Source organism: Dyella kyungheensis (assembly GCF_049913195.1).
Lineage (GTDB): Bacteria > Pseudomonadota > Gammaproteobacteria > Xanthomonadales > Rhodanobacteraceae > Dyella > Dyella kyungheensis.
On record NZ_CP183983.1, the window covers coordinates 3,629,744 to 3,656,065 of the forward strand.

Genomic DNA, 26,322 nt, shown 5'->3' on the forward strand with positions numbered 1-26,322 from the left:
GAACGGCCACGCCCAGCGACATCAGGACGCCGTGCCACCCACCGTCATCGCATCCACCTTCAGCGTCGGCTGGCCCACGCCTACCGGCACGCTCTGGCCATCCTTGCCGCAGACGCCCACGCCTTCGTCGAGGGCGAGGTCGTTGCCGATCATGGAGACGCGGGTGAGCACGTCGGGGCCGGAGCCGATCAGGGTGGCGCCCTTCACCGGACGGGTGACCTTGCCGTCTTCGATCAGGTAGGCCTCGCTGGCGGAGAACACGAACTTGCCGTTGGTGATGTCGACCTGGCCGCCGCCGAAGTTCACGGCGTACAGGCCCTTCTTCACCGAGCGGATGATTTCCTGCGGATCGTGCTGGCCGGCGAGCATGTAGGTGTTGGTCATGCGCGGCATCGGCAGCTGCGCGAACGATTCGCGGCGGCCGTTGCCGGTGGGCGCCATGCCCATCAGGCGGGCGTTGAGCTTGTCCTGCATGTAGCCCTTGAGGATGCCGTCCTCGATCAGCGTGGTGCATTCGGTGGGCGTGCCTTCGTCGTCCACGCTGAGCGAGCCACGGCGACCGGCGAGCGTGCCGTCGTCCACCACGGTGACGCCCGGTGCGGCCACGCGCTGGCCGATGCGGCCGGCGAAGGCGGAGCTGCCCTTGCGATTGAAGTCGCCTTCCAGGCCGTGGCCGATCGCCTCGTGCAGCAACACGCCCGGCCAGCCGGGGCCGAGCACCACCGGCATGCTGCCGGCCGGCGCGTCGACGGCTTCGAGGTTGACCAGCGCGCCACGGACGGCTTCATCGGCAAAGGCCATGGCACGGCCGTTGTCGATCAGCTCGCGATAGCCGTAGCGGCCACCGCCGCCGGCACTGCCCTGCTCGCGGCGGCCGTTCTGCTCGGCGATCACGGTCACGTTGAGGCGCACCAGCGGGCGCACGTCGGCAGCCAGCGTGCCGTCGGAAGCGGCCACCAGCACGGTGTCCATGGTGGCGGCAAGGCTCACGATCACCTGCTTGACGCGCGAATCGCGGGAGCGCGCATAGGCGTCCACTTCGCGCAGCAGGGCGATCTTGTCGGGATTGGGCAGGCTTTCGACCGGATCGATGGCCGGATACAGCTGGCGGGCGCCGTTCAGCGCCAGCGGCTTGCCGGCGCCGTTGCCGCCGTGGGCGATGGCACGGGCGGCCTTGGAGGCCTCCAACAGCTGCGGCAGCACGATTTCGTCGGAATAGGCGAAGCCGGTCTTCTCGCCGCTGATCGCGCGCACGCCGACGCCCTGCTCGATGGAATGGCTGCCGTCCTTGACGATGCCTTCCTCCAGAACCCAGGACTCGCTGCGCGAATGCTGGAAATACAGGTCGGCGGCGTCGATGGAGGGGCCCATCAGCTGGTTGAAGACGCGGTCGAGGTCGGTGGCGGCCAGGCCGCCCGGCGACAGCAGGCGACGTTCCGCCAGCGCGATCAGGGAATCCATGAAGTCAGTGCCATGTTCAAAAAGGGGACTTTAGCAAGTTGGGGCCATCAGCCGGGCGTTTAAAGCCTCGTCCGATAGAGCCGGGCCGGGGGAACCGCTACGATGCCGCCATCCACCGATGACGCGCATGTGAAGGAACACGTATGAGCGAGACACCCCGGCAGCCGCTGGCCCACAAAGTGATCGACCGCACCATCAAGGCGCCCATCGAGGAGGCCCGCGAGCTGCTGCACAAGGACGGCGAGCTCAAGCCGGGCCAGGGCATGGTGAGCAGCATCATCGCGCTGTCGCTGGGCTTCCTGAGCCTGCTGGCGGTGCTGGCCTTCCACTTCCCCCAATACCTGACCACGCCGGACCTGCGCCACCAGTACTCGGTCGACGTGTTGCGCCAGCTGCTGCTGGCCGCCCTGCTGGTGGCCGGCGGCATGTCGCTGGCCAACATCATCCTTGGCCGCGCGCGCCGCCTCAGCATGGTGGCGTTCGCGCTGGTGATAGCGGCGACCGCGCTGGGCGGCTCACGCGTGCCGGTGGGCGACTTTCCAGACCACACGCCTTATATCGGGTTGGACTGGTTCATCCTCGACCTGCTCGGTTCCACGCTGGTGTTCGTGGTGATCGAAAAGCTGTTTCCGCTGTACAAGGGCCAGACGCTGTTCCGCAAGGAGTGGCAGACCGACCTGAAGCACTTCGCGGTGAACCACTTCATCGTGGGCCTGGCGTTGCTGGTGGTGAACTTCCTGCTGCATCACCTGTTCGGCTGGCTGGTGCGCAGCGACTTCCAGCAATTCGTGCAGCACACGCCGTTCGTGCCGCAGCTGCTGGTGTGCATCCTGGTGGCCGACCTGGCGCAGTACTGGACGCATCGCGCGTATCACGAGGTGCCGTTCCTGTGGCGCTTCCACGCCGTGCATCATTCGGTGAAGACGATGGACTGGCTGGCCGGTTCGCGCCAGCACATGCTGGAGTTGATCGTCACCCGCGTCGCCGTGCTGGCGCCGCTGTATATCCTCGGTTTCAGCGAGGGCGTGATGAATGCGTACATCATCGTGGTCGGCTTCCAGGCCGTGTTCAACCACGCCAACGTGCACCTGCCGTGGGGACCGCTGAAGTATGTGATCGTGACGCCGGACTTCCATCACTGGCACCACGCTTCCGACGACGAAGCAATCGACAAGAATTACGCCGCGCACTACGCGTTTCTCGACTACCTGTTCGGTACCGCGGTGAAGTCGACCAAGAAATTCCCGGAGCACTACGGCGTGGTGGGCGATTACATGCCCGATGGTTTCATCCGCCAGCAGCTGTTTCCGTTCCGCGGCAGCACCAAGCCTCAAACTCCCGAAACCTGACCAACTCTGTAGGAGCGCACCCTGTGCGCGACCGCCAGGTTTGCCGCGTGGATATCTTCAACGGTGCCGTGGTCGCGCACAGGCTGCGCTCCTACATTTTCTGAGGACAGGTCAGCGGGTGCTGCTGGCCGGCGCCGGCGAAGTCGCGCTTTCCGGCGCCACCACCGCCGGCGGCACCGGCACATCCTTCTTCTCGATCAAGGTGATGGTCGGCTTGTCCCAACTCCCGGTGATCTTGTAGCGGGCGCTGGCGAAGCGGTTGATGCCGTGGCCCAGCACCCCCTGCGCCACGAAGCCCGCCGCGATGCCGATGGGTCCGCCGACAAACGCGCCGAGCACCGGCAGGCTGTTGCCGGCGTGCGGGATCGCCAGCACCTGCATGTCGTAATCCTTGGCACGCACACCGGTGCGACCGGTGATGGAAATCTCCGCCGCGGGGCTGCGGATCTGCAGATTGTCGGTGGTCGCATTGCCATCGCCCAGCTTGAAGTCGCCGACGATCGCATCGAAGGCGAGTCCCTTGCCGAACACATCGCCGAAATCGAACGACAGGCGGCGCGGCAATTCGAGCACCGACACCAGACCGAACAGGCGCGCCACGCCCGGCGTCACTTCCGGCATGCGGCCGTCGGTGATGTTGATGCTGAGCTTGCCGTCCATATTGCCCAGGTCCATCGCCGAAGGCGCACCGGGCCAACTCGCATCGAGCTGCGCGCGCACTTTGCCGCCCGCCAGCAAACCTTCGTAACCGAAGGCACCCAGCATCTCGCCGAGATTGTCGGCGGCGAAATCGAAACGCATGTGCGAGTGGCTGTCGGTGGCGGAGCCGTTCCAGTCGCCGACGCCGTTGATCTGCACGCCGTGCGACAAGGTACGCAACTGGTCGATGTGCATGCCGCGATCGGTCGGCCAGGTTTCCAGCCGCGCGTCGCCCAGCTTGGAATCGCCAAAGCGCAGGTCGCTCACCCATAGATGGAACGGCGGCAAAGCCGATGGCGTGATGCCGGTGGCGGCCGGATTGGGCGGCGGCGTGGCCACGCTGGCGGCCAGTTGCGCGGCGGCGCTTTGCGCCGAGGCCACGTCCGCAGTGCCCGCCGCGCCCTTCTTGGGCACGGCGACGTCCTTGGGCCAGTACAGACGCTGCAGGCGAGCGGTGACGCCACGACGGCTGAGGTCGCCCAGCGGAACATTGAAACGTCCCGCCAGCGCGGCGCTGTCGACGTCCACGACCAAGCCATCAGGCTGCGACGTGGCGAGCAGATGCATGTCGGCAAATGGATGGCCAAACACCATCGCCTGCTCCGCCGTCACGTCGATGCTTTCCAGACCGGGGCCGTTGGCGCTGCTGCCTGAGGCTGCGTATTGCGTCCAGCCTGTCACATCGAGCTTGGCCGGACGGCCGCGAATGCGGATGCCTTTGTCGGGTACCGCGTCGGGCGCCTTGGTGCCGAACACGAAGGTGGCGGCAAGCGACTGACTGTCGTTCTGCGGCAGCCGCATGCGTGCGCGTACCACTTGTCCCACGCTGAGCTGCACGTCGCTGCCTTGCATGGGCAGGTTCATGTCCAGGTGCAGTGGCAGCGTTCCGTCCGCGGACTTCTTCAGCGGTGCCGGGAAATCGAGCGTCATGCCATTGAGCATGGAATCCACGGTCAGCTGTTGCGTGCTCGCCGCCGATCCCGGTGTGTTGACGATGCTGAAACCCACCGTGAAATCGCTGCGCCCACCGGCCACCTGGTTCAGCCAGTCGAGCTGTTTGTAGCCTTGGGTGAGCTCGGCCATGCTGAAACGGCCGGCCAGTTTTGCCGACAGCATCGTATTGGGTTGTCCGGTGGCACCGGCGATGGCCAGATCCAGTTTGGACGGCTGACCGCGGAAGCTGGTGTCGAGCGGTCCGGCATGGAAACCGGCCTTGTCGAAGGTGGCCGGACCGGTGAGCTTGTCGAGCTTGAGATTCCATTCCGGCGCATCGAAGTCCATGTCCTTCAATTGCGCGCGGCCATCCAGGATCAGATTGCTGGCGTCGGCCACCGGCAGCGACAGATGGAAATCGAACGCGCCGGTGCCGCCCAAATGCAGCTTGGAGATGATGTCCGCGTGGTGCATGCCGATCGGGCTGTGCTGCACGAAGTCGAGCATGCTGGCACCGGTGCCGTTGCCGGCCACGTTGAGGTCGAGCACGGTCTGGCCGAATTCCGGAATCAGGGCCACCGCACGCTCGACCTTGTTGCCCAGCGATTCGCCCGCGCTCGCCTCCACCAGCATGCCGCTGTTGATGAAGTTGGCGACCGCGCTGACGTTCTGCGCATTGGGCCAATCCCTGCCGTATTTCAGCTCCAGGCCGCTGAGCTCGGCGCGCGCCTCGAAGCGTCCCTCGTTGTGGTGGAACGGCCAATCCTTCAGGTCGCCACGCACCAGCACATCGGCATGATCCAGCTTGCCGCCCAGCAGCGCCTGATCGAGCCACTGCACCGCCGCCGGCGACATCGAGTCCACCGGCCAGAACAGCTTGGCCGCGACCACCTCGGCATGGTTGACCCGCGCGTACAGATCGAGGAACGGACGGCCGCCCGCGTTGGGCAAGGCCACGTCGCCGCGTGCCTCGCCGCCAAAGCCCGCGCCTTCGAAATCGAACGCCTCGGTGGCGATGTGCCAGGCATCGTCGTCGTGCCAGAACGCGACGTCGCCGCCGAGCCGGGACATCGCGAACGGTTCGCGGAAGGTGTGCGGGAAGCGCAGCACGGTGGCCTGCGCCGGCAACGACAACACCATCGCCTGTGCGTCGCCGCGCAATTCGCCGTACACGCCGTCGATCCCGGGCAGCTTGCCGACCGGGTTGATGGCGACACCGGCGAAGGCGGCGTCGAGCACGTGCAGGCCCTCGGCATGATTCCAGCCCAGATGCGCCTGGGTGATCTGGCCACGCGGCTTGCCGGTGCCTACCCACTGCGCCAGCCCCGCGGAAAGCTGCGGCTTGAGCGCCAGCCACGGCACCAGCGGCGCCAGTTGCAGATTGCGGGCGGCGACATCCACGCTGGCCTGGTCCGTGCTCATGTCCTTCAGCGACGCCACCGCGATGCCGCCGTCGTCGGCCGCCCAGCGCACGGTGTAGCCGTCCTTGCCGATGGTGACTTCAGCCAGTCCGGCCAGCCCTTCCGCGCTGGCGGTGGCGCCGTCGGGATTGCCCAGCTTGAGGTCGCGCAGATGGAACCGGGTAAGGCTGCGCACCACGCGCGCATCGCGCCAATCGAGCCAGCTCTCGAACGAACCGCTGCCGCTGTCGGCCGTATAGCCGGCCATATCGATACCGCTGGACATGGCATGCAGGTCGAGATCGCTGCCGCTGATCCACACCTTGCCGTCCGCGCCATCCTCGCTGAAATTGCCGGCGCCGCGCACTTGTCCCGGCGCACCCTCGCGACGCAACAAGGCGCCCACGCGGATGCGGCTGCCCTGCCGGCTCAGGCGCAATTGATCGGCGAGCAAGGTGAAGTGCCGGTTGATGCGGTTGTCGGTGATGTCCAGCCGCGTGTCGGTGAGCGACAGGCCGACCGACAGCTGATTGAAGCCGGGCTTCTGACGCTCATCGCCACCGGCCAGGCCAATGCCGTTGACGTGCCAGGTGCCGTCCTTGTCGCGACTGAGGTCGAACTGCAGGCCACGCGCATGCAGGTTCACCAGATGCCGCGATGGCAGCAGCAGGCCGCCCGGATCGAGCTTGAGTTCCGCTTCGGGGATGTGCAGCGGCGTGCCGCCATCGCCCGAGCCCACGGTGACGCCGCGCATGATGAACAACGGACCGCTGGGCTGCCAGCGGCCTTCCATCGATTCGAACGTCACCGGACGGTGCAACCGGGTCGCCAGCTGCGCCTCCACCCACTGGGGGTGGTGCGCCAGCAACGGCAACAGCAGCTGGCCCAGTCCGATCAGCACGGCCAGCGAAATCACGGCCACGCCCGCGACCCAGGCCAGGGCCCGGGCGCAGAAGTGGGTTCGATGCAACCAGGGTGTGCTCACGACCGGCTCGCGACGCGAAGCGGAGGGCGGCGCGTCTTACAGAAGAACCACATCGAACTGTTCCTGCGAATAATGCTCCTCGGCCTGAAAGCGTATGCTTTTGGAGATGAACTCTTCCAATTCGGCCACCGCCACGGACTCTTCTTCCAGGATCCGTCCGACCACGCTCGGGCTGGCCATCACCAGTAGTTTTTCGGTATTGAACTGGCGCACGGCCCGGGTGATCTCGCGGAAGATCTCGTAGGTCACCGTTTCGGCGGTCTTGAGGGTGCCGCGTCCGCTGCAGGCCGGACAGGGTTCGCACAGCTGGCGTTCCAGGCTTTCGGTGGTGCGCTTGCGCGTCATTTCCACCAGGCCCAGGGCCGACATCGGATACACCGTGGTCTTGGCGTGGTCGCGCAGCAGGCCCTTTTCGAGCATGCGCAGCACCTGCCGACGGTGTTCCTCGTCCGTCATGTCGATGAAGTCGATGATGATGATGCCGCCTAGGTTGCGTAGCCGGAGCTGGCGTGCCGCGGCTTGCGCGGCTTCTAGGTTGGTCCGGTAAACGGTTTCCTCGAGATTTCGCGTACCGACGTAGCCACCGGTATTCACATCGATGGTGGTCATCGCCTCGGTCTGGTCGACGATGAGGTAGCCGCCGGACTTGAGCGGCACCTCCTTCTTCAGCGCGCGCTGGATTTCGTCTTCCACGCCGTACAGGTCGAAGATGGGGCGTTCGCCGGAGTAGTGCTCGATGCGGTCGTCCAGCTGCGGCATGAACTTGTGCACGAACTTCACGACCTTGTCGAAGGTCTCGCGCGAATCGACGCGTACTTTTTCGATGTCGTCGTTGAGCATGTCGCGCAGGCTGCGCAGCGGCAACGACAGCTCCTCGTACACGCGCTCGCCGACCTTGGCCTTGGCGATGTTCTCCTGCACCACGCGCCACACCTTGCCCAGGTAGGTGACGTCGAAGGCCAGCGATTCGGCCGTCTGCCCTTCCGCATTGGTGCGCACGATATAGCCGAGCCGGGTGCCCTCTTCGCCGATCAACGAGCCGAGCACTTCCTTCAGGCGTTGGCGTTCGGCCTCCTCCTCGATGCGGGCCGAGATGCCCAGCGTGCGCGCCTGCGGCAGCAGCACGAGGTAGCGGGAAGGGATCGACAGGTGGGTGGACAGCCGCGCGCCCTTGGTGCCGATCGGGTCCTTCACCACCTGCACCACGATTTCCTGGCCTTCGTGCACCAGTTCGCTGATCGAGGGCGTATGGCCGTTGCCGGGGCCCGGGCTGACTTCCGCCCCTTCCGCGCTGGGCGGCGGCGGGGGCCGCACGATGTCGGAGGCGTGCAGGAAGGCCGCCCGTTCCAGCCCGATATCGACGAAGACCGCCTGCATGCCGGGCATCACGCGCTGCACGCGCCCCTTGTACACATTGCCCACATAGCCTCGGCGGGAGGCCCGCTCGACGTGCACCTCCTGCAACATGCCGTTTTCGACCACGCCGACGCGCGTCTCGCGTGGGGTCACGTTGATCAGGATTTCTTCGCTCACCGGTGACTCCAATGCGTGGGCGATCTTTATAGCGGCTGTACGCGCACACTGTCGATGCGTGAAACAGGCCGTGACGCATCGGCTCGCCAAGGTCGCCAACCGACACGCACATCACGGGATTTGGTGTACTGGCGAGTGTTCCATCTATGCTTGCGGGAATGCGCCCGCCGATTCTCCCCGATGTGCTCCAACCCGGCCTTGCCCTGGTGTTCTGCGGCACCGCTGCCGGCCGCCGCTCCGCTGAGCAAGGCGCCTACTACGCACATCCCGGTAACCTGTTCTGGCGCACGCTGCACACCGTGGCGCTGACGCCCCGGCTGTTCGCGCCCGCCGAATTTCCGCAGCTGCCCGCCCTCGGCATCGGCCTGACCGACCTGGCCAAGCACCACATGGGCAACGACGACGAACTGCCGCGCGATGCGTTCGACGTCGCCGCGCTGCGCGAACGCATCGAGCGCCACGCGCCACGCCTGCTGGCCTTCACCAGCAAGGCCGCCGCGCGCGCGGCGCTCGGCCGGAGCGCCGGCTACGGGCTGCAGGAAGAGCGCATCGGAGACACCCGCTTGTTCGTGCTGCCCTCGCCTTCCGGGCAGGCTCGCGGGCATTGGGATGTCGCCCACTGGCAGGCGCTGGCCGCGCTGGTGCGGGCGAGCTAGGCGCGCGCGTAGCGCTCCAGCGCCGCGGCGAGATGATCGAACAGCCGGCGGACGCGCAGGCTCGGACGCAGGTCTTCGTGCATGACCACCCAGGTTTCCAGCGCCAGCGACACTTCCGCGGGAAACAGGCGCACCAGCAGCGGATCGCGGCGCATCAGGTTGACCTGCGCGATGCCGATGCCGAAACCGGCGCGGATCGCGGCCAGGGCAGCCAGGTCGCTGTCCGTGCGCAGGGCAAACTGCTCGCGTGTATAGGGCAGCCCCTGCGGGCGCAGGCGCCTGATGAAGGGCTTTTCGGTATCGAAGCCGATCAGGGCATGCCCGCTCAGCTCGGCCAGCGTCTGCGGCTGGCCGTGGGCGTCCAGATAGCGTCGATGGGCGAACATGCCCAGTTCCACCCGGCCCACATGACGGGCGATCAAGGCCTCCTGGGTCGGCTGGTGCATGCGGATGGCGATGTCGGCGTCGCGCCGCAGCAGGTCCGCCGCGACATTGGATGGCGCCAGCTCGATCACGATGCCCGGATGGCGTTCGCGAAATTCTGTGAGGATGGACGGCAACACTTCGGCGCCGATCACCTCGCTGGCGGTCAATCGCACGGTGCCGCTGACCTCTTCCCGCCCGGCCGAGGCGGTCCGTCGCAACGCGGCGGATGCCGACGCCATGGCCTGCGCGTGCGGCACCAGCTCCCGCGCCAGCTCGGTAGGCTCCAGGCCCTGCGGCGAACGGGCAAACAGGACGGCCCCGAGCGCGGATTCCAGTTCGCGCATATGCCGGCCCAGGCTGGGCTGGGTCATGCCCAAGGCCCGCGCCGCGCCGGACAGGCTGCCCTCGCGCATCACGGCGAGAAAGGATCGGTAGAGCTCCCAGGCGGGTTCGATGTCGGCCATGCATATTTGTATAGCAGATCTTCATCCCTGGGCAATTTTCATTCATCTACCCGCACTGCAAGCTGGAGTCCTTCCCAACGAGGATTCGTCATGCAGACCCAGCGAACGGCTTTGGTGGTCGGTGCCAACGGCGGCATCGGCCAGGAAACCTGCAGCGCCCTGCTGAGGCACGGCTGGCAGGTACGCGCCCTGGTCCGCCGGGCTCCCGAGGGCGAACAGCACGGTATCGACTGGCGCATCGGCGATGCCATGCATTGCGCCGACGTGGCCGCGGCCGCCACCGGTGTGGACGTCATCGTCCATGCCGTGAATCCGCCGGGCTACCGTGGATGGGACCGGCTGGTGCTGCCGATGATCGACAACACCATCGCCGCCGCCCGCGTCCACGGTGCCCGCATCGTGCTGCCCGGCACGGTCTACAACTACGGACCGGACGCCTTCCCGCTGCTTCGCGAGGATGCGCCGCAGCACCCGCAAACGCGCAAGGGCGAGATCCGCGTGGCGATGGAGCAGCGCCTGCAGGCGGCATCCGAAGCCGGTGTGCGCGTACTCGTGCTCCGCTGCGGCGATTTCTTCGGCCCGCGCCCAGGCAACAACTGGTTTGCGCAGGGGCTGATGCAGGCCGGCAAACCGGTGAAGCGCCTGAGCTACCCCGGCGACTACGCCATCGGCCACAGCTGGGCCTACCTGCCGGACGTGGCGGAGACCTTGGCGCGGCTGTTGGATCGCGAAAAGGAGCTGGCGCGCTTCGAACGTTTTCACTTCGGCGGCTATTGGGCCGATGGCCAGGCGATGCTCGATGCCGTGCGTCGTGGCAGCGGCGACGACAGCATCAAGGCGGCACGCTTTCCCTGGTGGCTGGCGCAGCTGATGTCGCCGTTCAACGAAACCATGCGCGAGCTCTGCAAGATGCGCTACCTGTGGCGCAAGCCGGTGCAACTCGACGATCGCAAGCTCAAGGCGTTTCTCGGCGGGGACATCTACACGCCGATCGATCAGGCGGTGCGCGCGTCGCTCATCGGCGCCGGCTGCATCGCCGCAGCGTCCGAACACGCGCTGCTGACGGCGTAACGCACATCACGCCGATCAGTCGATCGGCGTGTGGCGATACTTGACCACGTCGCGCTCCAACACCACCGACGCCGTGTTCGTCCACGAACGGCGGATGTAGGTCACCACCGCAGCGACATCGGCGTCGCTCAGTTGTTGCGCAAACGGCGGCATCGAATAAGGGCGCGGATTGCCGTGCGTCACCGGCGCAAAGCCGCCCAGCAGGATCACCCGCATCGCATTGATGCCAGTCGGCTCGTTCACCGACGAATTGCCGTTGAGCGGCGGATAGACGCCTGCCACGCCGTTGCCGTCCTTGCCGTGGCAATCCGCGCAACGTTCGCCGTAGACCTTGGCACCCTGCGCCATGATCGGGCGCGTGTCGAGCGGCGAGTTCTCCGGTGCGTTCGCGGGCCGTGCGGGCAACGATTGCAAATAGACGGCGATGGCGCGCAGATCGTCCTCGTGCAGGTGCTGCGTGCTCTGCGTCACCACGTCGGCCATCGGTCCGAATGCGGTGCCGCGTGCCGATTGTCCCGTCTTCAACAGATCGACGATGTCCTGCTCGCTCCAACCGGCCAGACCGCCGTTGGCCTGCGTGCTCAGATCGGGGGCGTACCAGTTCTGCGCGGGGATCTGTCCTCCGGCGAGCGAGGCCTTGCCCTCCTGTCCGCCGAGCGAGTCGCGCGGCGCGTGGCACTCGTTGCAATGGCCAAGGCCTTGCACCAGGTAGGCACCGCGATTCCATGCATCGGACTTCGATGCATCGCGCTGGAACTCGCCTTCGTGGAAATACAGCGCGCGCCACGCCTTCAAACTGCTGCGCACGCTATAGGGAAACTCCAGCGACGGCTGCAGCGACGGCGCATGCACCGGCGCCAGCGATTGCAGGTAGGCGAACATCGCCAGCGCATCGTCGCGCGACACCTTGGTGAACGAGGTGTACGAGAACACCGGATAGAGAAACTCGCCGTGGCGTCCCTTGCCGGCATGCAACGCCTGCCAGAAATCCTCGAAGCTCCAGTCGCCCAGACCGGTCTCGCGATCGGGGGTGATATTGGGCGACGGGATATTGCCGAACGGCGTGGGCAACACACGTCCACCGGCGTAACGGACGCCGCCCTGGCTGGTATGGCATGACGCGCAGTCGCCCACGATGGCGAGGTATTCGCCTTTCGCGATAAGCGCCGGATCCTTCAATGCCGCCGCATTCACTTCGCTGGCGGAGCGCGCTACCGGTGCCTTCGCTTCATTGTGGAACCACCACCAGCCGCCGGCAGCAAGCAATACGACGATGACGACGATCGCGATGCGCTTCATACGCCGTCTCCCTTGTTGCCGAGCACACCGCAATGCAGCGGCGGCGTCACGCTGCCGGCAGGCTGCGCGTGCATGTCGGCAGGCAACTCACGCGTGGCCAGCCACGCCGAGACAGCGGTGATGTCCGATTCGCTCAGGCGATTGGCGATCTCGGCCATGCAATCGGGCGCCACCGTGGCGCGCGTCTTCGTGCGCCACGAACCCAGCTGAGAACTGACGTAGTCGTACGGCAAACCGACCAGGCCCGGAATATCCGGTTGCACACCAGTGAGCTGGGTGCCGTGACAGGCCTGACACGGGGGAATCTGTCGCGACGGATCGCCGTGCATCACCAGGGTTTCGCCGCGCTGGCGCGTTTCCGCAGAGATCGTGGGCACGGGCGATCGCGCGTAGGGCACCTCCTGCGCGGCGAAATACTCGGCGATCTCGCGCATGTAGTCGGGGCTCAGCGGCCGCACGGTGTATTCCATCGGGCCGTATTTGCGCAGGCCGTCCTGGAAGTCCTGCAACTGGCGTGCGAGATAGCCGGCCGGCTTGCCCGCAAGCCGGGGAAAGAAGCCGCTTTCCGGCGTGCCTTCGCCGTGCGTGCCGTGACACGCAGTGCATGCTGCAATGCGCTGCTGCAAGGTGTCGGGAATGACCGGATGCGCGGCGTCCTGCGCGCGGGCATTGCCGACCTGCGCCATCAAAACCAGCACGAGCCATGCGCCCAGAACGCGCCCGGCCTGCGACCACTTCGCTGCATGGGTTGTCATGATTCCCCGACCTACGCGTGATGGCGCTGCGATGGGTTTCGGTCGCGCCGGAACGATGGCCGATTATAGGCGCGCGTGACGAGGGCGCGGAGGCCGAGGCCCGGTCGATCCCACTTAGCGACATCATGCCGCACGACTTTGATGTTGATGCGGGGGGTCGGCTTCACCGTGAGGGAATACCCGCAAGAGCTGCAGATCTACTGTGGGAGCGCACCCTGTGCGCGACAAACCGACGGAGCGATACACCCACGCGTGACTATCGCGCACAAGGTGCGCTCCCCCAGGCAAGCGTTCGGCACGACAGCGCTCAGGCCGAAACGGCTCGTGCCGTCGGCGACATTTCCGGCGCGTCGGCGCGCAGCGCGTCGTGCAACAGCAAGGTGACGCCCAGGTGCTGTTCGTTCTCGCGCTCGTGCACTACACCGCCGTAAATCTGCGCGCGTTCGCGCACCGTGCTCATGCCCTGCCCGTTGGTGCCGAGCAGCGAAACCAACTGGCGCCATTCCGGCACCGGTTTGCCGCGCAACGCGGGCGCCGAGCGCACGGCCGTCATGCGCAACACCACCCAGCGCCTGCCATGCGAGCTGCCACCGCGGATATGCACGCGGATGCGCTTCATCGGCTCGCGCGCCAGCATGTAGACCAACACCTCGCAGGCCTGCCGGTACAACATCATGTGGACATCCGGCGCCAACAGGTTGAGACCCGTGCCGGTCAACGTGCAGCGGTAAGCCGCGCCCACCAGCGAGGCGGCCTTCGACAACGGACCGCTTTCGAAGGTCGCTGCCAGCCCATGCTCGCGCCAGGCGCGCGGATGCAAGGCATCGGCCAGACGCCGCATTTCCATCTGGGTGAGGTCGAGATGCCGTGCATAGGTGTTTTCCATGCTGGCGGGCAGTACCGGCCGCAGGCGTTCCATCATGCGATGTTGGCCATCGCGCATCGACTGGCCCAGACGATCCAGCGATTCAGCCACGTGCCGCAGCCGCAGTTCCTCCTGGTAGAGGCCTTGCTGCGCCAACAGGAAGCCGCGTTGGCTCTCGCTGCCTGCCTCGCTGCCTGCACGATCGCCGACCGGCTTCGTCGCCATCCGCGCGCCCAGCAGGATCAGGCTCGATACCGCGAACGCAATCAGCGCCTCCGCCTGCATCACGGCGGGATCGCGCTCCACCGTCATGGTGAGCTCGACGGCCACGCTGGCGAGCAGGCCGCCGATCGCGGCGCCCTGCCAGCCCAGGCGCAGCGTAAGCCACGCCACCGGCAGGAACATGGCCATGCGGGCAATTCCCACCACCTCTTCGCTATGACTCGTCAACGCCAGCCAGGCCAGCATCAGCAAGGGCGGTACGACGCCTTTAAGGCAGTCGACGATGGCGATCTTCCTCATCGAGACGGCAGCGGCACTCTGCTGGCGGGATGACCAGCCGAGCCAGGCGAAAACCGGTGGCACCAGCGTCAGCGCACCCAGGTAACTGCCGAGGAAAAATTCGAGCACGGTGTGCACGGTGAGCGGATGCGGCGTCTCGTCGGGGCGAAACGTCATCGTGGCGAACGACCCGCTGTTGACCAGGGTGCTGACGAGGGCGCCGGCAAAGATGCAGGTCATCAATGCGGTGATGTTCACGCGGCCATCGACGAACAAAGCCATGCGCCGCCGGCACCACGCGATCACCGGCGCCGTCAGCAATATCGGCGGCACCGTGACCAAACATGCCCAGAGTGTTCCAAAACGGTCGTGGTAGGTCCAACCCAGCCCGATCAGCGGGATCGTTTCGCCGATCACCATGGCCGCCCAGTAGCGGCGCGGCACCAGCAGCAGGCAAAGCACGCGCAGGCCGGCGATCAGGTTCCAGTGGGACGCCGTCACCTGCTTCAGCAACACCACGCCCACCGCATAGGCAATGACGATGGCAAGCTGTTGAAGACCTGCATGGGACGCCACGCGTTTCCACGCGTCGCTGTGTCCTTTCGTTGCCGTGACCATCGAGTCGAACCGAACCCCTGTGTTAGAAACGCGCCGGCCGGTCCGTACCTTCAAGGACCGGCATCATCGCGCCGCCAGCGTGGCTGCGATTGTCGCAGGAAACTCCCTGCGCAACGCGCTGCAATGCGGCAGCGTCGCGATTCCCCCTAAGCTGTGCAAAAAGAGCGCCAGGCGCGGGCGCCGGACGCTCTTTTTCACAACTTTTTTGATCAGCGGTTCGACGAGCCGACGGATTTGCGCACGATCAACATCGCCAGTTCCAGCGACTGCTCGTAGTTGAGGCGAGGATCGACCATGGATTTATAGGCCCGATCCAGATCCGCCTCATTGAGATCGCGGGCGCCGCCCATGCATTCGGTCACGTCTTCGCCGGTGAGTTCCAGGTGCACGCCGCCCAGGCGCGTGCCGCAGGCCGCGTGGATGTCGAAGGCCTGGTCGAGTTCACCGCGGATGTTGTCGAAGCGGCGGGTCTTGTAGCCGTTGGAGGTGGTTTCGGTATTGCCATGCATCGGATCGGCTACCCACAACACCCGCCGCCCCTCTCGTTTGACGGCCTCGAGCAGGGGCGGCAAGGCCTTGCCGATCGGCCCGTTGCCCATGCGGTGGATCAGCGTCAGGCGGCCCGGCTCGTCCTCGGGATTGAGCGCATCGATCAGCGGCAGCAGCTGATCGGGCGTCACCGACGGCCCCACCTTCACCGCGATCGGGTTGCGGATGCCGCGGAAATACTCGACATGGGCGCCATCCAGCGCCGCCGTGCGCATGCCGATCCACGGGAAATGCGTGGACAGGTTGAACCAACCCAGATGCCTGGGCACCTGGCGCGTCAGCGCCTGCTCGTAATGCAGCAGCAGCGCTTCGTGCGAGGTGAAGAAATCCACCCGCGAGAACCCGGCAATGGGGCCGGCCAGCGTCTCCATGAAGCGCAGCGAATCGCCGATGGCCGCGACCATGCGGCGGTATTCGGCCGCCAGCGGCGAATGCTCGACCCAGGCCAGATCCCAGTATTCGGGATGGTGCAGATCGGCGAAACCGCCATCGATCAAGGCGCGCACGAAATTCATCGTGAGCGCGGAATGCGCGTGCGCCTGGATCAGCCGCTGCGGATCGGCACGGCGGGCCTCGGGCGTGAATTCGGGGCTATTGACCAGATCGCCGCGAAAGCTGGGCAAGGTCACGCCATCGCGCGTCTCGTTGTCGGTTGAGCGCGGCTTGGCGTACTGCCCGGCGAAGCGGCCTACGCGCAGCACCGGCTTCTTGAGCCCGTGCACCAGCACCAGGCTCATCTGCAGCAGCACCTTGAGCCGGTTGGAGATGATCGGGCTGGTGCAGTCGGCAAAACTCTCGGCGCAATCACCGCCCTGCAGCAGGAACCGCTGTCCCTCCTGGGCTTCGGCCAGCGCTTTCTTCAACGAGAGGACTTCCCACGAAGTCACCAGCGGCGGCAGCGCCGCGAGCCGCTGCGTAGCCGTGGCCAGCTCGGCCGCGTCTTCGTACAACGGCTGCTGCAGCGCCTGCCGGCTCTGCCAACTCTGCGGCGACCAGCCTTCGGAGTCGTGCGGCGAATGGGGAGAAACAGGCATCAGGTGCGACATAGGACATCAACCAGCTCAGGCACGCTTGCGCGTGGCGGCGTAGACCGCCGCGATCACCAACAGCAGATACCACATCAGCGTCCAGGCCGGCATCGGCAGGCCAAGCACCGGCTCCAGCTTGGCGCACTCGCCCGAACCGGTGAAGACCAGCTTTAGCACCTTGGCGAACGGGAACGTATCCATCATGTAGCCGAGATTCGGGCCGCAGGCCGGAATCTCGTCCGCCGGCAGCGTCTGCAGCCACAGATGGCGCCCTGCCGTGGCGATGCCGCCCAGCGCGCCCAGCAGCACGCCGCCCGCGTAGATCCAGCGGGCTCCGCCGCGAGGCGCATGCACCGCGCCGATCAGGAAAAACACCGCCATCACCATGAAGGCGATGCGCTGAAAGATGCACAAGGGACACGGGATCATGTTGAGCACGTGTTCGGCATACAGCGCGAAGCCCAGCAGGGCGACACAGACGACGAAACCGGCGAGATAAGTGGCGCGATACGACCAGCGGAAAGGATTCATGGGCTGACTTTGCTGCGATGCGAAAGCGGACATTACCCGCTTGCCTGGCCCGTGTCAGCCCTGCCGGATCGCTCGGGCCAGCACGGAAATAGGGGAACTTTCCGCAGGCATGTCCATAAAGCAAAAACCCCGGCAAGTTGCCCTGCCGGGGTTTTGCGAAACGCTTGTTGCGACCGATTACTCGGCAGCTTCGTCCGTCTGCGGGCGATCGACCAGCTCGACGTACGCCATCGGAGCGTTGTCGCCCGGGCGGAAGCCGCACTTGAGGATGCGCAGGTAGCCGCCGGGACGGGTCTGGTAACGCGGACCCAGTTCGACGAACAGCTTGCCGACGGCCTGCTTGTCGCGCAGACGCGCGAAAGCGAGACGACGGTTGGCAACGCCATCGGTCTTGGCGAGCGTGATGAGCGGCTCGGCGACGCGACGGAGTTCCTTCGCCTTGGGAAGGGTGGTGCGGATCAGCTCGTGCTTGATCAGCGACGCGGCCATGTTCTTGAACATGGCTTCGCGGTGGCTGCTCGTGCGGTTGAGCTTGCGACCGGATTTCTGGTGGCGCATGGCAATACTCTCTATGTCTGTTGTTATGAAAAGCCGGCGGTTAGGTCCGACTTCCCGCGGTTACCCGCTGATGAAGCCCTTGGTACTACGGGCTCTTATTGAGCAAGACGGCCAAGCTGGCCGTTTCAGGTGTCTGCAAAATCCGAGGGTAGAACACTCGTCAGAGCACCAATACCGGCGACCAAAGTAGTCACCCAAAAACATCGTGCGGTTTTGATACCGCTCTAGCAGCTGGCGAGCGCACCGAAGTACGCTCGCCAGTTTGCCGTTACAGCCAGCGGTCGCGAACGACCGCCAAAACTCTTAACCCAGCTGCATGCCGTGGGACAGACCCGGCGGCGGCCAGTTTTCAAGCTTCATACCGAGCGCGAGACCACGACCACCCAGCACGTCCTTGATTTCGGTCAGGGACTTCTTGCCGAGGTTCGGCGTCTTGAGCAATTCGACTTCCGTCTTCTGCACCAGGTCGCCGATGTAGTAGATGCTCTCGGCCTTCAGGCAGTTGGCCGAACGCACGGTGAGCTCCAGATCGTCGATCGGGCGCAGCAGCAGCGGATCGAAACCGCCCTTCTCCGCCTTGTCGGTAGCACTCTCGCGGCGCGAGAAGTCACCGAACACCGACAGCTGGTCGTTGAGGATTTCAGCGGCCTTGCGAACCGCGTCTTCCGCACCGATGGTGCCGTTGGTTTCAATGTCGAGCACAAGCTTGTCGAGGTTGGTGCGCTGCTCAACGCGAGCGGCGTCCACTTCGTAGGCAACACGCAGAACCGGCGCGAACGACGCGTCGAGCTGCAGGCGGCCAATCGGACGAGCCTCATCATCCGGATGCTGGCGCGCGCTGGCCGGCTGGTAGCCGACGCCGCGACGCACCTTCAGGCGCATGTTGAGAGCAATGTCCTTGGTCAGGTGGCAGATCACATGCTCGGGGTTGATGATTTCCACCGAGTGGTCGACGGCGATATCGCCGGCGGTGACCACGCCCTTGCCCTTCTTGGACAAGGTCAGGGTGACTTCATCACCCGAATGCTGGCGAATCGCCACGTCCTTGAGGTTGAGCAGGACTTCAATGACGTCCTCCTGCAGGCCTTCCAGGGTGGTGTACTCGTGCAGCACGCCATCAATTTCCACCTCGACGATGGCAGAGCCAGGGATCGAGGAGAGCAGCACGCGGCGCAGCGCGTTGCCCAGGGTGTGGCCAAAACCACGCTCGAGCGGCTCGACCACCACCTTGGCGCGGTTGGCTCCGAGTTGCTCGACGCTGAGGCCGCGAGGGCGCAGCACGCTAGTTGACGAAACTGCCATGCAGGGCTCCGGTTGATTACTTCGAGTAGAGCTCGACGATCAGGCTCTCGTTGATGTCGGTCGGCAGATCGCCGCGGTCCGGCATCGACTTGAACGTACCTTCGAACTTCTTGCTGTCGACTTCGACCCACTGCGGACGCAGGTCCATGGTGTCGAACACGGTTGCCGCTTCCTGCACGCGCAGCTGGGTGCGCGCACGCTCGGTCAGTGCAACCGCATCGCCCGGACGGACCTGGTACGACGGGATGTTCACCTTCTTGCCGTTGACCAGCACAGCCTTGTGGCTGACCAGCTGACGGGCCTGGGCGCGGGTGACCGCGAAACCCATGCGGTAAACGACGTTGTCCAGACGGCTTTCGAGCAGGCGCAGCAGGTTCTCGCCGGTGTTGCCCTTGAGGGTCGACGCCTTGGAGTAGTAGTTGCTGAACTGACGCTCGAGCACGCCGTAGATGCGCTTGACCTTCTGCTTTTCACGCAGCTGGTTGGCGTAGTCGGACATGCGCATGCGCTTGTTGGCGCCATGCTGGCCGGGCTTGTTTTCCAGCTTGCACTTGGAGTCCAGCGCGCGCGCCGGGCTCTTCAGGCTGAGATCTGCACCCTCACGACGGGCGAGTTTGCAGGTAGCTCCACGATAACGGGCCATGGGTATGCTCCTTAGACTCGACGCTTCTTGGGGGGACGGCAGCCGTTGTGCGGAATCGGCGTGACGTCGATGATGTTGAGCACCTTGTAGCCCAGCGCGTTCAGCGAACGCACGGCGGACTCACGACCCGGACCCGGGCCCTTAATGCGCACTTCCACGGTCTTCACACCGTAGTCGCCAGCAGCGCGGCCAGCCTTTTCGGCGGCAACCTGGGCAGCGAACGGGGTCGACTTACGCGAACCGCGGAAACCCGCGCCGCCGGCAGTCGCCCACGACAGGGCATTGCCCTGGCGATCGGTGATGGTGACGATGGTGTTGTTGAAGGAGGCCTGCACGTGGGCCACGGCATCCGTGACAACGCGCTTGATCTTCTTCTTGGTCTTGACAGGCTTAGCCATGTTCGGAATCCGTTACTTCTTGATGGCGCGACGCGGACCCTTACGGGTGCGTGCATTGGTACGCGTGCGCTGGCCGCGCACCGGCAGACCACGGCGGTGACGCAGACCGCGGTAGCAACCCAGATCCATCAGACGCTTGATGGCAATACCCACCTCGCGACGCAGATCGCCTTCAACGACGTACTTGCTGATTTCGTGGCGGATCTTCTCCACCTCGCCTTCACTCAGGGACTTGATCTGGGTGGTGGGAACCACGCCAGCGTCCGCGCAGACCTTCTTGGCCCGGCTGCGGCCGATCCCGTAAATGCTCTGCAGGCCAACCCAGACATGCTTCTGGACCGGCAAATTGACACCCGCGATGCGCGCCATGATGTACTTTCTCCGATGCGTTTCGTGCGCGGTAAACGCGCAATTCTAACCTTAAACAACCCATTAGGAAAGCCCTGCGGTACCTGGGGTACCGCCGCCCTCCGACTTAGACCAACTTCACACCACCCCAGCAGCCATCAGTTGCGGCGGAGGTTGGCCTTCTTCAGCAGGCTTTCGTACTGGTGACTGACCAGGTGCGCCTGCACCTGAGCAGTGAAATCCATCACCACAACCACGACGATGAGCAGAGAGGTGCCACCGAAGTAGAACGGGACGTGCCACGCTTTTTGCATAAACGATGGAACCAGGCAGACCAGCACCAGGTACAGCGCGCCGACACCGGTAAGACGGGTCATCACGTTGTCGATGTAGTCGGCCGTGGAGCGGCCCGGGCGGATGCCCGGAATCAAGGCGCCGGAGCGCTTGAGGTTGTCCGCCGTCTCCTGGGAGTTGAACACGATCGCCGTATAGAAGAAGGCGAAGGTGATCACCAGCACCGCGAAGATGATGTCGTACAGCGGCTCGCCCGGAATCAGCGCCTGCGTCAGCTCCGTGATCCAGCGCGACTGGTGCCCCTGGCCGAACCAGGTTGCCGCGGTGGTCGGGAACATCAGCAGACTCGAGGCAAAGATCGGCGGAATCACACCCGCCATATTGACCTTGAGCGGCAGATGCGAGGTCTGGTTCATGTAGGCGCGCTGACCACCGGAGCGGCGCGCGTAGTTCACGGTGATGCGCCGCTGGGCGCGCTCCATGAACACCACGAACGCCGTCACGCCGAGGATCACCGCCACCACCAGCAGCATCTTGATCACCGAGAGCTCGCCGTTGCTGGCCATGCTCAACGTGTGCGCCACCGCACCCGGCAGGCCGGCCACGATACCGGCGAAGATCAGCAGCGAAATGCCGTTGCCGATACCGCGCTCGGTGATCTGCTCGCCCAGCCACATCAGGAACAGCGTGCCGGCGGTAAGGCCGACGACCGATGCCAGGATGAAGCCCATGCCCGGCGTATAGACCACCGGAGCACCGCCCTGGGCGACCTGCTTCTGCAGCGCCACGGCAATGCCGAACGCCTGGAAAGCCGCCAGACCTACCGTGCCAAAGCGGGTGTAGGTGGTCATCTTGCGACGGCCGGCCTCACCTTCCTTGCGCAGCGCCTGCAGGCTCGGGATCACCGAACCCATCATCTGCACCACGATGGAGGCAGAGATGTACGGCACCACGCCAAGCGCGAACACCGAGAAACGTGCCAGCGAGCCACCCGAGAACATGTTGAACATGTTCATCAGGCCGCCGCCCTGCTCGATCAGGTTCGTCATGGCTTCCGGGTTGACGCCCGGAACCGGGATGAAGGAACCGAGACGGAAAACGATCAGCGCACCAATCACGAAGAAGATGCGCTGACGCAGTTCCGTCAGCTTGCCGAGCGATCCGAGCGATGTGCCCTGGGCTGACGCCACGTGATTACTCCACGCTGCCGCCGGCAGCTTCGATCGCTGCCTTCGCGCCGGCCGTAGCCAGCACACCCGACAGCTTCACGGCGCGGCCGATTTCGCCCTTGGCGACAACCTTGACCTTCTTCGCGCGGCTGTCGATCAGACCGGCCTGGTGCAGGACGATCGTGTCGATCACGTCAGCCTTGAGCGTGGCCAGCTGATACAGGAACACTTCCTGGCTCTCGGCCTTCTTCAGCGAACGGAAACCGACCTTCGGCAGGCGGCGCTGCAGCGGCATCTGGCCGCCTTCGAAACCGTACTTGTGGGTGCCGCCCGCGCGAGCGTGCTGACCCTTGTGACCGCGACCGGCGGTCTTGCCCAGGCCCGAACCGATACCGCGGCCCACGCGAAGGCGGGTCTTGCGGGAACCGGCGGCCGGCTTGATGTCGTTAAGACGCATGGTGATTACTCCTCAACCCGCACGAGGTAATAGACCGTGTTGATCAGGCCGCGGACCTGCGGGCTGTCCTTCAGTTCACGGACGTCGTTGAGCTTGTTCAGGCCGAGCGCCTTCACGCTCAGGCGATGACGGCTCTGCACACCGCGCAGGCCCTTGACCAGGCGCACGCGCACGGTGGCGGCGGTTTCGTTGTTCTTAGCCATTGCCCAGCACCTCTTCCAGGGTCTTGCCGCGCTTGGCAGCGATCTGCTTCGGCGAGGCAACGGCCTGCAGGCCCTTGATGGTCGCGCGGACCAGGTTGATCGGGTTGCGCGAACCGACGGCCTTGGCCAGCACGTTCTTCACGCCGACCACTTCCAGCACAGCGCGCATGGCGCCGCCGGCGATCACGCCGGTACCTTCGGAAGCGGGCTGCATGAACACGCGGGCTGCGCCGTGGTTCGCCTTGATGGCGTACCACAGGGTGCCGTTGTTCAAATCGATGCTCACCATCTGCCGGCGGGCGCGCTCCATGGCCTTGGAGATGGCGACCGGCACTTCACGCGCCTTGCCATAACCAAAACCCACGCGGCCTTCGCCGTCGCCGACCACGGTCAGCGCAGTGAAGCTCATCTGGCGGCCACCCTTGACGGTCTTGGCCACGCGGTTGACGGCAATCAGCTTCTCGAGCAGGCCATCTGAATTTTCGCGATCGGTAGAAGACATGTTTTTTTCCATGTGCCCGGCTAACCGGGACTTTTACTTGCGGCTGAGCCGCTTGGAGTTGTGGTTACTTCTGTTGGCATCAAGTGCCGGCGAACCGGCACCCGATACCAAGCGGCCTTAGAACTTCAGGCCGGCTTCGCGGGCCGCATCGGCCAGCGCCTTGATGCGACCGTGGTAGCGGAAGCCCGAGCGATCGAACGCCACGGACTCGATACCGGCGGCCAGCGCACGTTCAGCCACAGCCTTGCCGACAGCGGCGGCAGCGGTGAGGTTCTTGGTACCCTTGAGGCCTTCGGCAACCGACTTCTGCACGGTGGAGGCAGCAGCCACCACGTTCTGACCGTCGGCGGCGAACACCTGTGCGTACAGGTGCTGACCGGTGCGATGCACCGACAGGCGAGCCACACCGAGCTTGCGGATGTGGGAGCGAGTCGACTTGGCGCGACGCAGGCGGGATTCGTTCTTGTTCATCGTCATAGTTCCTAGAAGCGGATCGACTAATTAGCCAGTAGCAAGCAGCTCTTCGTGAATAGTGCGGCCATGGATGGCCGCTTCCACACGCAGGGACAGCGTACTAACTCACTTAAGCCTTCTTGGCTTCCTTCAGGGTGATCTTCTCGCCGGAGTAGCGCACGCCCTTGCCCTTATAGGGTTCCGGCGGACGGAAGCCACGGATCTTGGCGGCCACCTCGCCCACGCGCTGCTTATCCGAACCCTTGATCAGGATTTCGGTCTGCGTCGGGGTTTCGATGGTGATGCCTTCGGGCGCTTCGAACACGACCGGATGCGAGAAGCCCAGGGCAATGTTCAGCGACTTGCCGGCCATCGAAGCACGGTAACCCACGCCGACCAGCTCGAGCTTGCGCTCGTAACCGTCGGACACGCCCTTGACCATGTTGGCCAGCAGCGCGCGCAGGGTGCCACCGAACTTGTCGTCCGCGCCTTCGGCGAGAACGATGTTGGCCACGCCATTGTCGATATTGATCGAGGCGCCCGGCAGGTGATGGATCGCCAGGGTGCCCTTCGGGCCCTTGACGGAGATGCCGTCAGCGTCGGTCTTGATTTCGACGCCCTTGGGCAGGTTGATCGGTTGTTTGGCTACGCGGGACATCGTCGGCTCCTTATGCGACCTGGCCGATGACTTCGCCGCCCAGACCCTTGGCACGGGCCTGCGCGTCGGTCAGCAGACCGGCGGAAGTCGAGATGATCGAGATACCCAGGCCACCGAGGACCTTCGGCAGCTCGTCCTTGCCGCGGTAGACGCGGAGACCGGAACGGCTGACACGGGCAATGGTTTCGATAGCCGGACGGCCTTCGAAATACTTGAGCTTGATCTCGAGCACCGGCTTGCCTTCCGCAGTGGAGGCCTTGGCGTCGAGGATATAGCCCTCATTCTTGAGAAGGTTGGCGATGGCCACCTTCAGCTTCGACGACGGCATGTTTACGGTCTGCTTGCCCGTGAGCTGGGCATTGCGGATGCGCGTAAACAGATCGGCGATGGGATCAGTCATGCTCATGAAAACATCCTTCAGAGTGCACCGATATCCGAAAAACCGGAAATCAATTCAATTGTGAGCCGGCACAGTGCCGACCTGCGGAACGCAGACCGACGACTATAACAGCTTTTTCCGACTTTGCGTACATCAGCGCATAAATCGCGCCAACGGCGGCAGGCTGGCGCCCGCCGCCGCATCGAACGCCAACGGGTCGCAACCCGTCAACGCCCTGTTTGGGGTCTTACCAGCTGGCCTTGCGCAGGCCAGGCACGTCGCCACGCATGGTGGCTTCGCGCAGCTTGTTGCGGCCCAAGCCGAACTTCTGATACACGGCGCGCGGACGGCCGGTCAGAGCACAGCGGGTGCGCTGGCGAGACGGGCTCGCGTCGCGCGGCAGCTTCTGCAGCTTGGTCTGGGCTTCCATCTTCTCGTCATACGAGGAGTTGGGGCTCAGCACGATCGCCTTCAGTTCGGCGCGCTTGGCGGCGTACTTCTTGACGAGCTTGGTCCGCTTGATATCGCGGTTGACCATCGAGGTCTTTGCCATGGATAGATATCTCTCGCGTGTATCAGTTGCGGAACGGGAAGCTGAAAGCTTCCAGCAGCGCCTTGGCTTCTTCGTCCGACTTGGCGGTGGTGGTGATGGAGATATCCATGCCACGCATCGCGTCGACGGCGTCGAAGTCGATTTCCGGGAAGATGATCTGCTCTTTGACGCCGAAGTTGTAGTTACCGCGGCCGTCAAAAGCGCGACCCGACACACCACGGAAGTCGCGCGTACGCGGCAGCGAGATGTTGATCAGGCGATCGAGGAATTCCCACATCTGCGCGCGGCGCAGCGTGACCTTGCAGCCGATCGGCCAACCGTCGCGGATCTTGAACGAGGCAACCGACACGCGGGCCTTGGTCTGGATCGGCTTCTGGCCGGCGATCTTGGCCATGTCGGCCACGGCGTTTTCGAGCACTTTCTTGTTGCCCGCCGCTTCGCCCACGCCCATGTTCAGCGTGATCTTGGTGATGCGGGGAACCTGCATCACGTTCTGGTAACCAAAACGCTCGGTGAGCTTCTGGATGACCTGGTCTTTGTAAAACGTTTCGAGACGCGTCGTCATGATGGATTCCTTACGCGTCCACAACTTCGCCGGAGGACTTGAACACGCGCACCTTACGCCCATCAGAGAGCGTCTTGGCGCCAACGCGTTCACCCTTGCCCGAGGCGGAGTTGAACAGCTGGACGTTGGAGATGTGGATCGAAGCCTCACGCTCGACGATGCCGCCGGCCTGGTTGGCCTGCGGATTCGGCTTGGTGTGACGCTTGACCAGGTTCACGTTGGAGACGAACACGCGGTCGCCGTCAACGCGCAGCACGTCGCCGCGCTGACCCTTGTTTTTGCCGGTGATCACGAGGACCTGATCACCCTTGCGGATACGGTTCATGGTCTAGTCTCCGCTCAGAGCACTTCGGGCGCGAGGGAGACGATCTTCATGAACTTCTCGCTGCGCAGCTCGCGAGTGACCGGCCCGAAGATACGGGTGCCAATCGGCTCGAGCTTGTTGTTGAGGAGGACCGCTGCGTTGCCGTCGAAACGGATCAGCGAGCCATCGGGACGGCGCACACCCTTGGCGGTACGAACCACCACGGCGTTGTACACCTCGCCCTTCTTCACCTTGCCGCGGGGGATGGCATCTTTCACGGTGACCTTGATAACGTCGCCGATCGCGGCGTAACGGCGCTTGGAGCCGCCGAGCACCTTGATGCACATCAGTTCGCGAGCACCGCTGTTATCGGCCGCGGATAGCGTGCTTTGCATCTGGATCATGTCTGCACC

The 26,322-nt window shown here is 64.7% G+C and carries 28 protein-coding genes; 3 read left to right on the forward strand and 25 right to left on the reverse strand.

All coding sequences use genetic code 11. The features are described from left to right. Positions 1-21 precede the first annotated feature (21 nt). Entirely contained in the window at positions 22-1,461 is a 1,440-nt protein-coding gene (gene tldD, locus ACN9MB_RS16435; protein WP_426269620.1) for a metalloprotease TldD, read from the reverse strand. Between the two features lie 143 nt (positions 1,462-1,604). Here tldD and ACN9MB_RS16440 point away from each other — a divergent pair, with 143 nt between their 5' ends. Further along, complete coding sequence (locus ACN9MB_RS16440) at positions 1,605-2,810, forward strand: sterol desaturase family protein (protein WP_426269621.1); 1,206 nt, start codon at positions 1,605-1,607, stop codon at positions 2,808-2,810. 111 nt (positions 2,811-2,921) lie between these two features. On the opposite strand, the gene ACN9MB_RS16445 is transcribed toward ACN9MB_RS16440, so the two are convergent. Further along, positions 2,922-6,827 (reverse strand): YhdP family protein, encoded by a 3,906-nt coding sequence (locus ACN9MB_RS16445; RefSeq protein WP_426269622.1) that lies wholly within the window; start codon positions 6,825-6,827, stop codon positions 2,922-2,924. A 36-nt stretch (positions 6,828-6,863) separates the two neighbouring features. Further along, positions 6,864-8,360, reverse strand: coding sequence for a ribonuclease G (gene rng, locus ACN9MB_RS16450; protein WP_426269623.1), 1,497 nt, complete (start codon positions 8,358-8,360; stop codon positions 6,864-6,866). A 158-nt stretch (positions 8,361-8,518) separates the two neighbouring features. On the opposite strand from rng, the gene ACN9MB_RS16455 reads away from it, so the two are divergent. Continuing rightward, on the forward strand, positions 8,519-9,016 hold the full coding sequence (locus tag ACN9MB_RS16455; protein WP_239535125.1) for a mismatch-specific DNA-glycosylase: 498 nt from the start codon (positions 8,519-8,521) through the stop codon (positions 9,014-9,016). On the opposite strand, the gene ACN9MB_RS16460 is transcribed toward ACN9MB_RS16455, so the two are convergent. Then, positions 9,013-9,906, reverse strand: coding sequence for a LysR family transcriptional regulator (locus tag ACN9MB_RS16460; RefSeq protein WP_204634051.1), 894 nt, complete (start codon positions 9,904-9,906; stop codon positions 9,013-9,015). The two genes, ACN9MB_RS16455 and ACN9MB_RS16460, sit on opposite strands and share 4 nt — an antisense overlap. A 90-nt stretch (positions 9,907-9,996) precedes the next feature. Here ACN9MB_RS16460 and ACN9MB_RS16465 point away from each other — a divergent pair, with 90 nt between their 5' ends. Beyond that, on the forward strand, positions 9,997-10,977 hold the full coding sequence (locus ACN9MB_RS16465) for an NAD-dependent epimerase/dehydratase family protein (RefSeq protein ID WP_426269624.1): 981 nt from the start codon (positions 9,997-9,999) through the stop codon (positions 10,975-10,977). Positions 10,978-10,992: 15 nt separating this feature from the next. Here ACN9MB_RS16465 and ACN9MB_RS16470 read toward each other — a convergent pair whose 3' ends face one another. The 21 genes from ACN9MB_RS16470 to rplN all read right to left on the reverse strand — a co-directional run bounded on the left by ACN9MB_RS16470 (position 10,993) and on the right by rplN (position 26,313). After that, positions 10,993-12,276 carry a c-type cytochrome gene (locus ACN9MB_RS16470; protein ID WP_426269625.1) on the reverse strand — a complete coding sequence of 428 codons (1,284 nt, stop codon included), beginning with the start codon at positions 12,274-12,276 and terminating at the stop codon, positions 10,993-10,995. Next, a complete protein-coding gene (locus ACN9MB_RS16475) occupies positions 12,273-13,031 on the reverse strand; it encodes a c-type cytochrome (protein ID WP_426269626.1) in 759 nt (252 codons plus the stop codon). Before ACN9MB_RS16475 ends, ACN9MB_RS16470 begins: the two co-directional genes overlap by 4 nt. Positions 13,032-13,338: 307 nt before the next feature. Further along, the gene (locus ACN9MB_RS16480; RefSeq protein WP_426269627.1) at positions 13,339-14,973 is read right to left on the reverse strand and encodes an MASE1 domain-containing protein; all 1,635 of its coding nucleotides are present in this window, start codon (positions 14,971-14,973) and stop codon (positions 13,339-13,341) included. Positions 14,974-15,224: 251 nt separating this feature from the next. Continuing rightward, on the reverse strand, positions 15,225-16,610 hold the full coding sequence (locus tag ACN9MB_RS16485; protein ID WP_239535121.1) for a class II 3-deoxy-7-phosphoheptulonate synthase: 1,386 nt from the start codon (positions 16,608-16,610) through the stop codon (positions 15,225-15,227). 15 nt (positions 16,611-16,625) lie between these two features. After that, entirely contained in the window at positions 16,626-17,123 is a 498-nt protein-coding gene (locus ACN9MB_RS16490; protein WP_426269628.1) for a disulfide bond formation protein B, read from the reverse strand. Positions 17,124-17,300: 177 nt separating this feature from the next. Beyond that, on the reverse strand, positions 17,301-17,681 hold the full coding sequence (rplQ, locus tag ACN9MB_RS16495) for a 50S ribosomal protein L17 (protein WP_121881660.1): 381 nt from the start codon (positions 17,679-17,681) through the stop codon (positions 17,301-17,303). A 303-nt stretch (positions 17,682-17,984) separates the two neighbouring features. Then, positions 17,985-18,983: a DNA-directed RNA polymerase subunit alpha gene (locus ACN9MB_RS16500; protein WP_026033857.1), complete on the reverse strand. Its 999-nt coding sequence runs from the start codon at positions 18,981-18,983 to the stop codon at positions 17,985-17,987. A gap of 16 nt (positions 18,984-18,999) precedes the next feature. After that, positions 19,000-19,626, reverse strand: a complete 627-nt coding sequence (gene rpsD / locus ACN9MB_RS16505; RefSeq protein WP_046972894.1) for a 30S ribosomal protein S4 — start codon at positions 19,624-19,626, stop codon at positions 19,000-19,002. Between the two features lie 11 nt (positions 19,627-19,637). Continuing rightward, complete coding sequence (rpsK, locus tag ACN9MB_RS16510) at positions 19,638-20,024, reverse strand: 30S ribosomal protein S11 (protein ID WP_007513384.1); 387 nt, start codon at positions 20,022-20,024, stop codon at positions 19,638-19,640. A gap of 12 nt (positions 20,025-20,036) precedes the next feature. Further along, positions 20,037-20,393: a 30S ribosomal protein S13 gene (rpsM, locus tag ACN9MB_RS16515; RefSeq protein WP_046972895.1), complete on the reverse strand. Its 357-nt coding sequence runs from the start codon at positions 20,391-20,393 to the stop codon at positions 20,037-20,039. Between the two features lie 137 nt (positions 20,394-20,530). Next, on the reverse strand, positions 20,531-21,856 hold the full coding sequence (gene secY, locus ACN9MB_RS16520; RefSeq protein WP_204634045.1) for a preprotein translocase subunit SecY: 1,326 nt from the start codon (positions 21,854-21,856) through the stop codon (positions 20,531-20,533). 4 nt (positions 21,857-21,860) lie between these two features. Further along, on the reverse strand, positions 21,861-22,298 hold the full coding sequence (gene rplO / locus ACN9MB_RS16525; protein WP_426271937.1) for a 50S ribosomal protein L15: 438 nt from the start codon (positions 22,296-22,298) through the stop codon (positions 21,861-21,863). Next, entirely contained in the window at positions 22,298-22,495 is a 198-nt protein-coding gene (gene rpmD, locus ACN9MB_RS16530) for a 50S ribosomal protein L30 (RefSeq protein ID WP_114239844.1), read from the reverse strand. The genes rplO and rpmD overlap by 1 nt, the downstream gene beginning before the upstream one ends. After that, a complete protein-coding gene (gene rpsE / locus ACN9MB_RS16535; RefSeq protein ID WP_046972899.1) occupies positions 22,488-22,997 on the reverse strand; it encodes a 30S ribosomal protein S5 in 510 nt (169 codons plus the stop codon). Before rpsE ends, rpmD begins: the two co-directional genes overlap by 8 nt. A 117-nt stretch (positions 22,998-23,114) precedes the next feature. Then, positions 23,115-23,474: a 50S ribosomal protein L18 gene (gene rplR / locus ACN9MB_RS16540; protein ID WP_204634044.1), complete on the reverse strand. Its 360-nt coding sequence runs from the start codon at positions 23,472-23,474 to the stop codon at positions 23,115-23,117. A 106-nt stretch (positions 23,475-23,580) separates the two neighbouring features. Then, on the reverse strand, positions 23,581-24,108 hold the full coding sequence (gene rplF, locus ACN9MB_RS16545) for a 50S ribosomal protein L6 (protein ID WP_204634043.1): 528 nt from the start codon (positions 24,106-24,108) through the stop codon (positions 23,581-23,583). A gap of 10 nt (positions 24,109-24,118) precedes the next feature. Beyond that, positions 24,119-24,514, reverse strand: coding sequence for a 30S ribosomal protein S8 (gene rpsH / locus ACN9MB_RS16550; RefSeq protein ID WP_204634042.1), 396 nt, complete (start codon positions 24,512-24,514; stop codon positions 24,119-24,121). 220 nt (positions 24,515-24,734) lie between these two features. Continuing rightward, positions 24,735-25,040, reverse strand: coding sequence for a 30S ribosomal protein S14 (gene rpsN / locus ACN9MB_RS16555; RefSeq protein WP_204634041.1), 306 nt, complete (start codon positions 25,038-25,040; stop codon positions 24,735-24,737). 22 nt (positions 25,041-25,062) lie between these two features. Next, the gene (rplE, locus tag ACN9MB_RS16560) at positions 25,063-25,605 is read right to left on the reverse strand and encodes a 50S ribosomal protein L5 (RefSeq protein WP_204634040.1); all 543 of its coding nucleotides are present in this window, start codon (positions 25,603-25,605) and stop codon (positions 25,063-25,065) included. Between the two features lie 10 nt (positions 25,606-25,615). After that, positions 25,616-25,930 carry a 50S ribosomal protein L24 gene (gene rplX, locus ACN9MB_RS16565; protein ID WP_204634039.1) on the reverse strand — a complete coding sequence of 105 codons (315 nt, stop codon included), beginning with the start codon at positions 25,928-25,930 and terminating at the stop codon, positions 25,616-25,618. Positions 25,931-25,944: 14 nt separating this feature from the next. Further along, positions 25,945-26,313: a 50S ribosomal protein L14 gene (gene rplN / locus ACN9MB_RS16570; RefSeq protein ID WP_038620422.1), complete on the reverse strand. Its 369-nt coding sequence runs from the start codon at positions 26,311-26,313 to the stop codon at positions 25,945-25,947. Between the last annotated feature and the right edge of the window lie 9 nt (positions 26,314-26,322).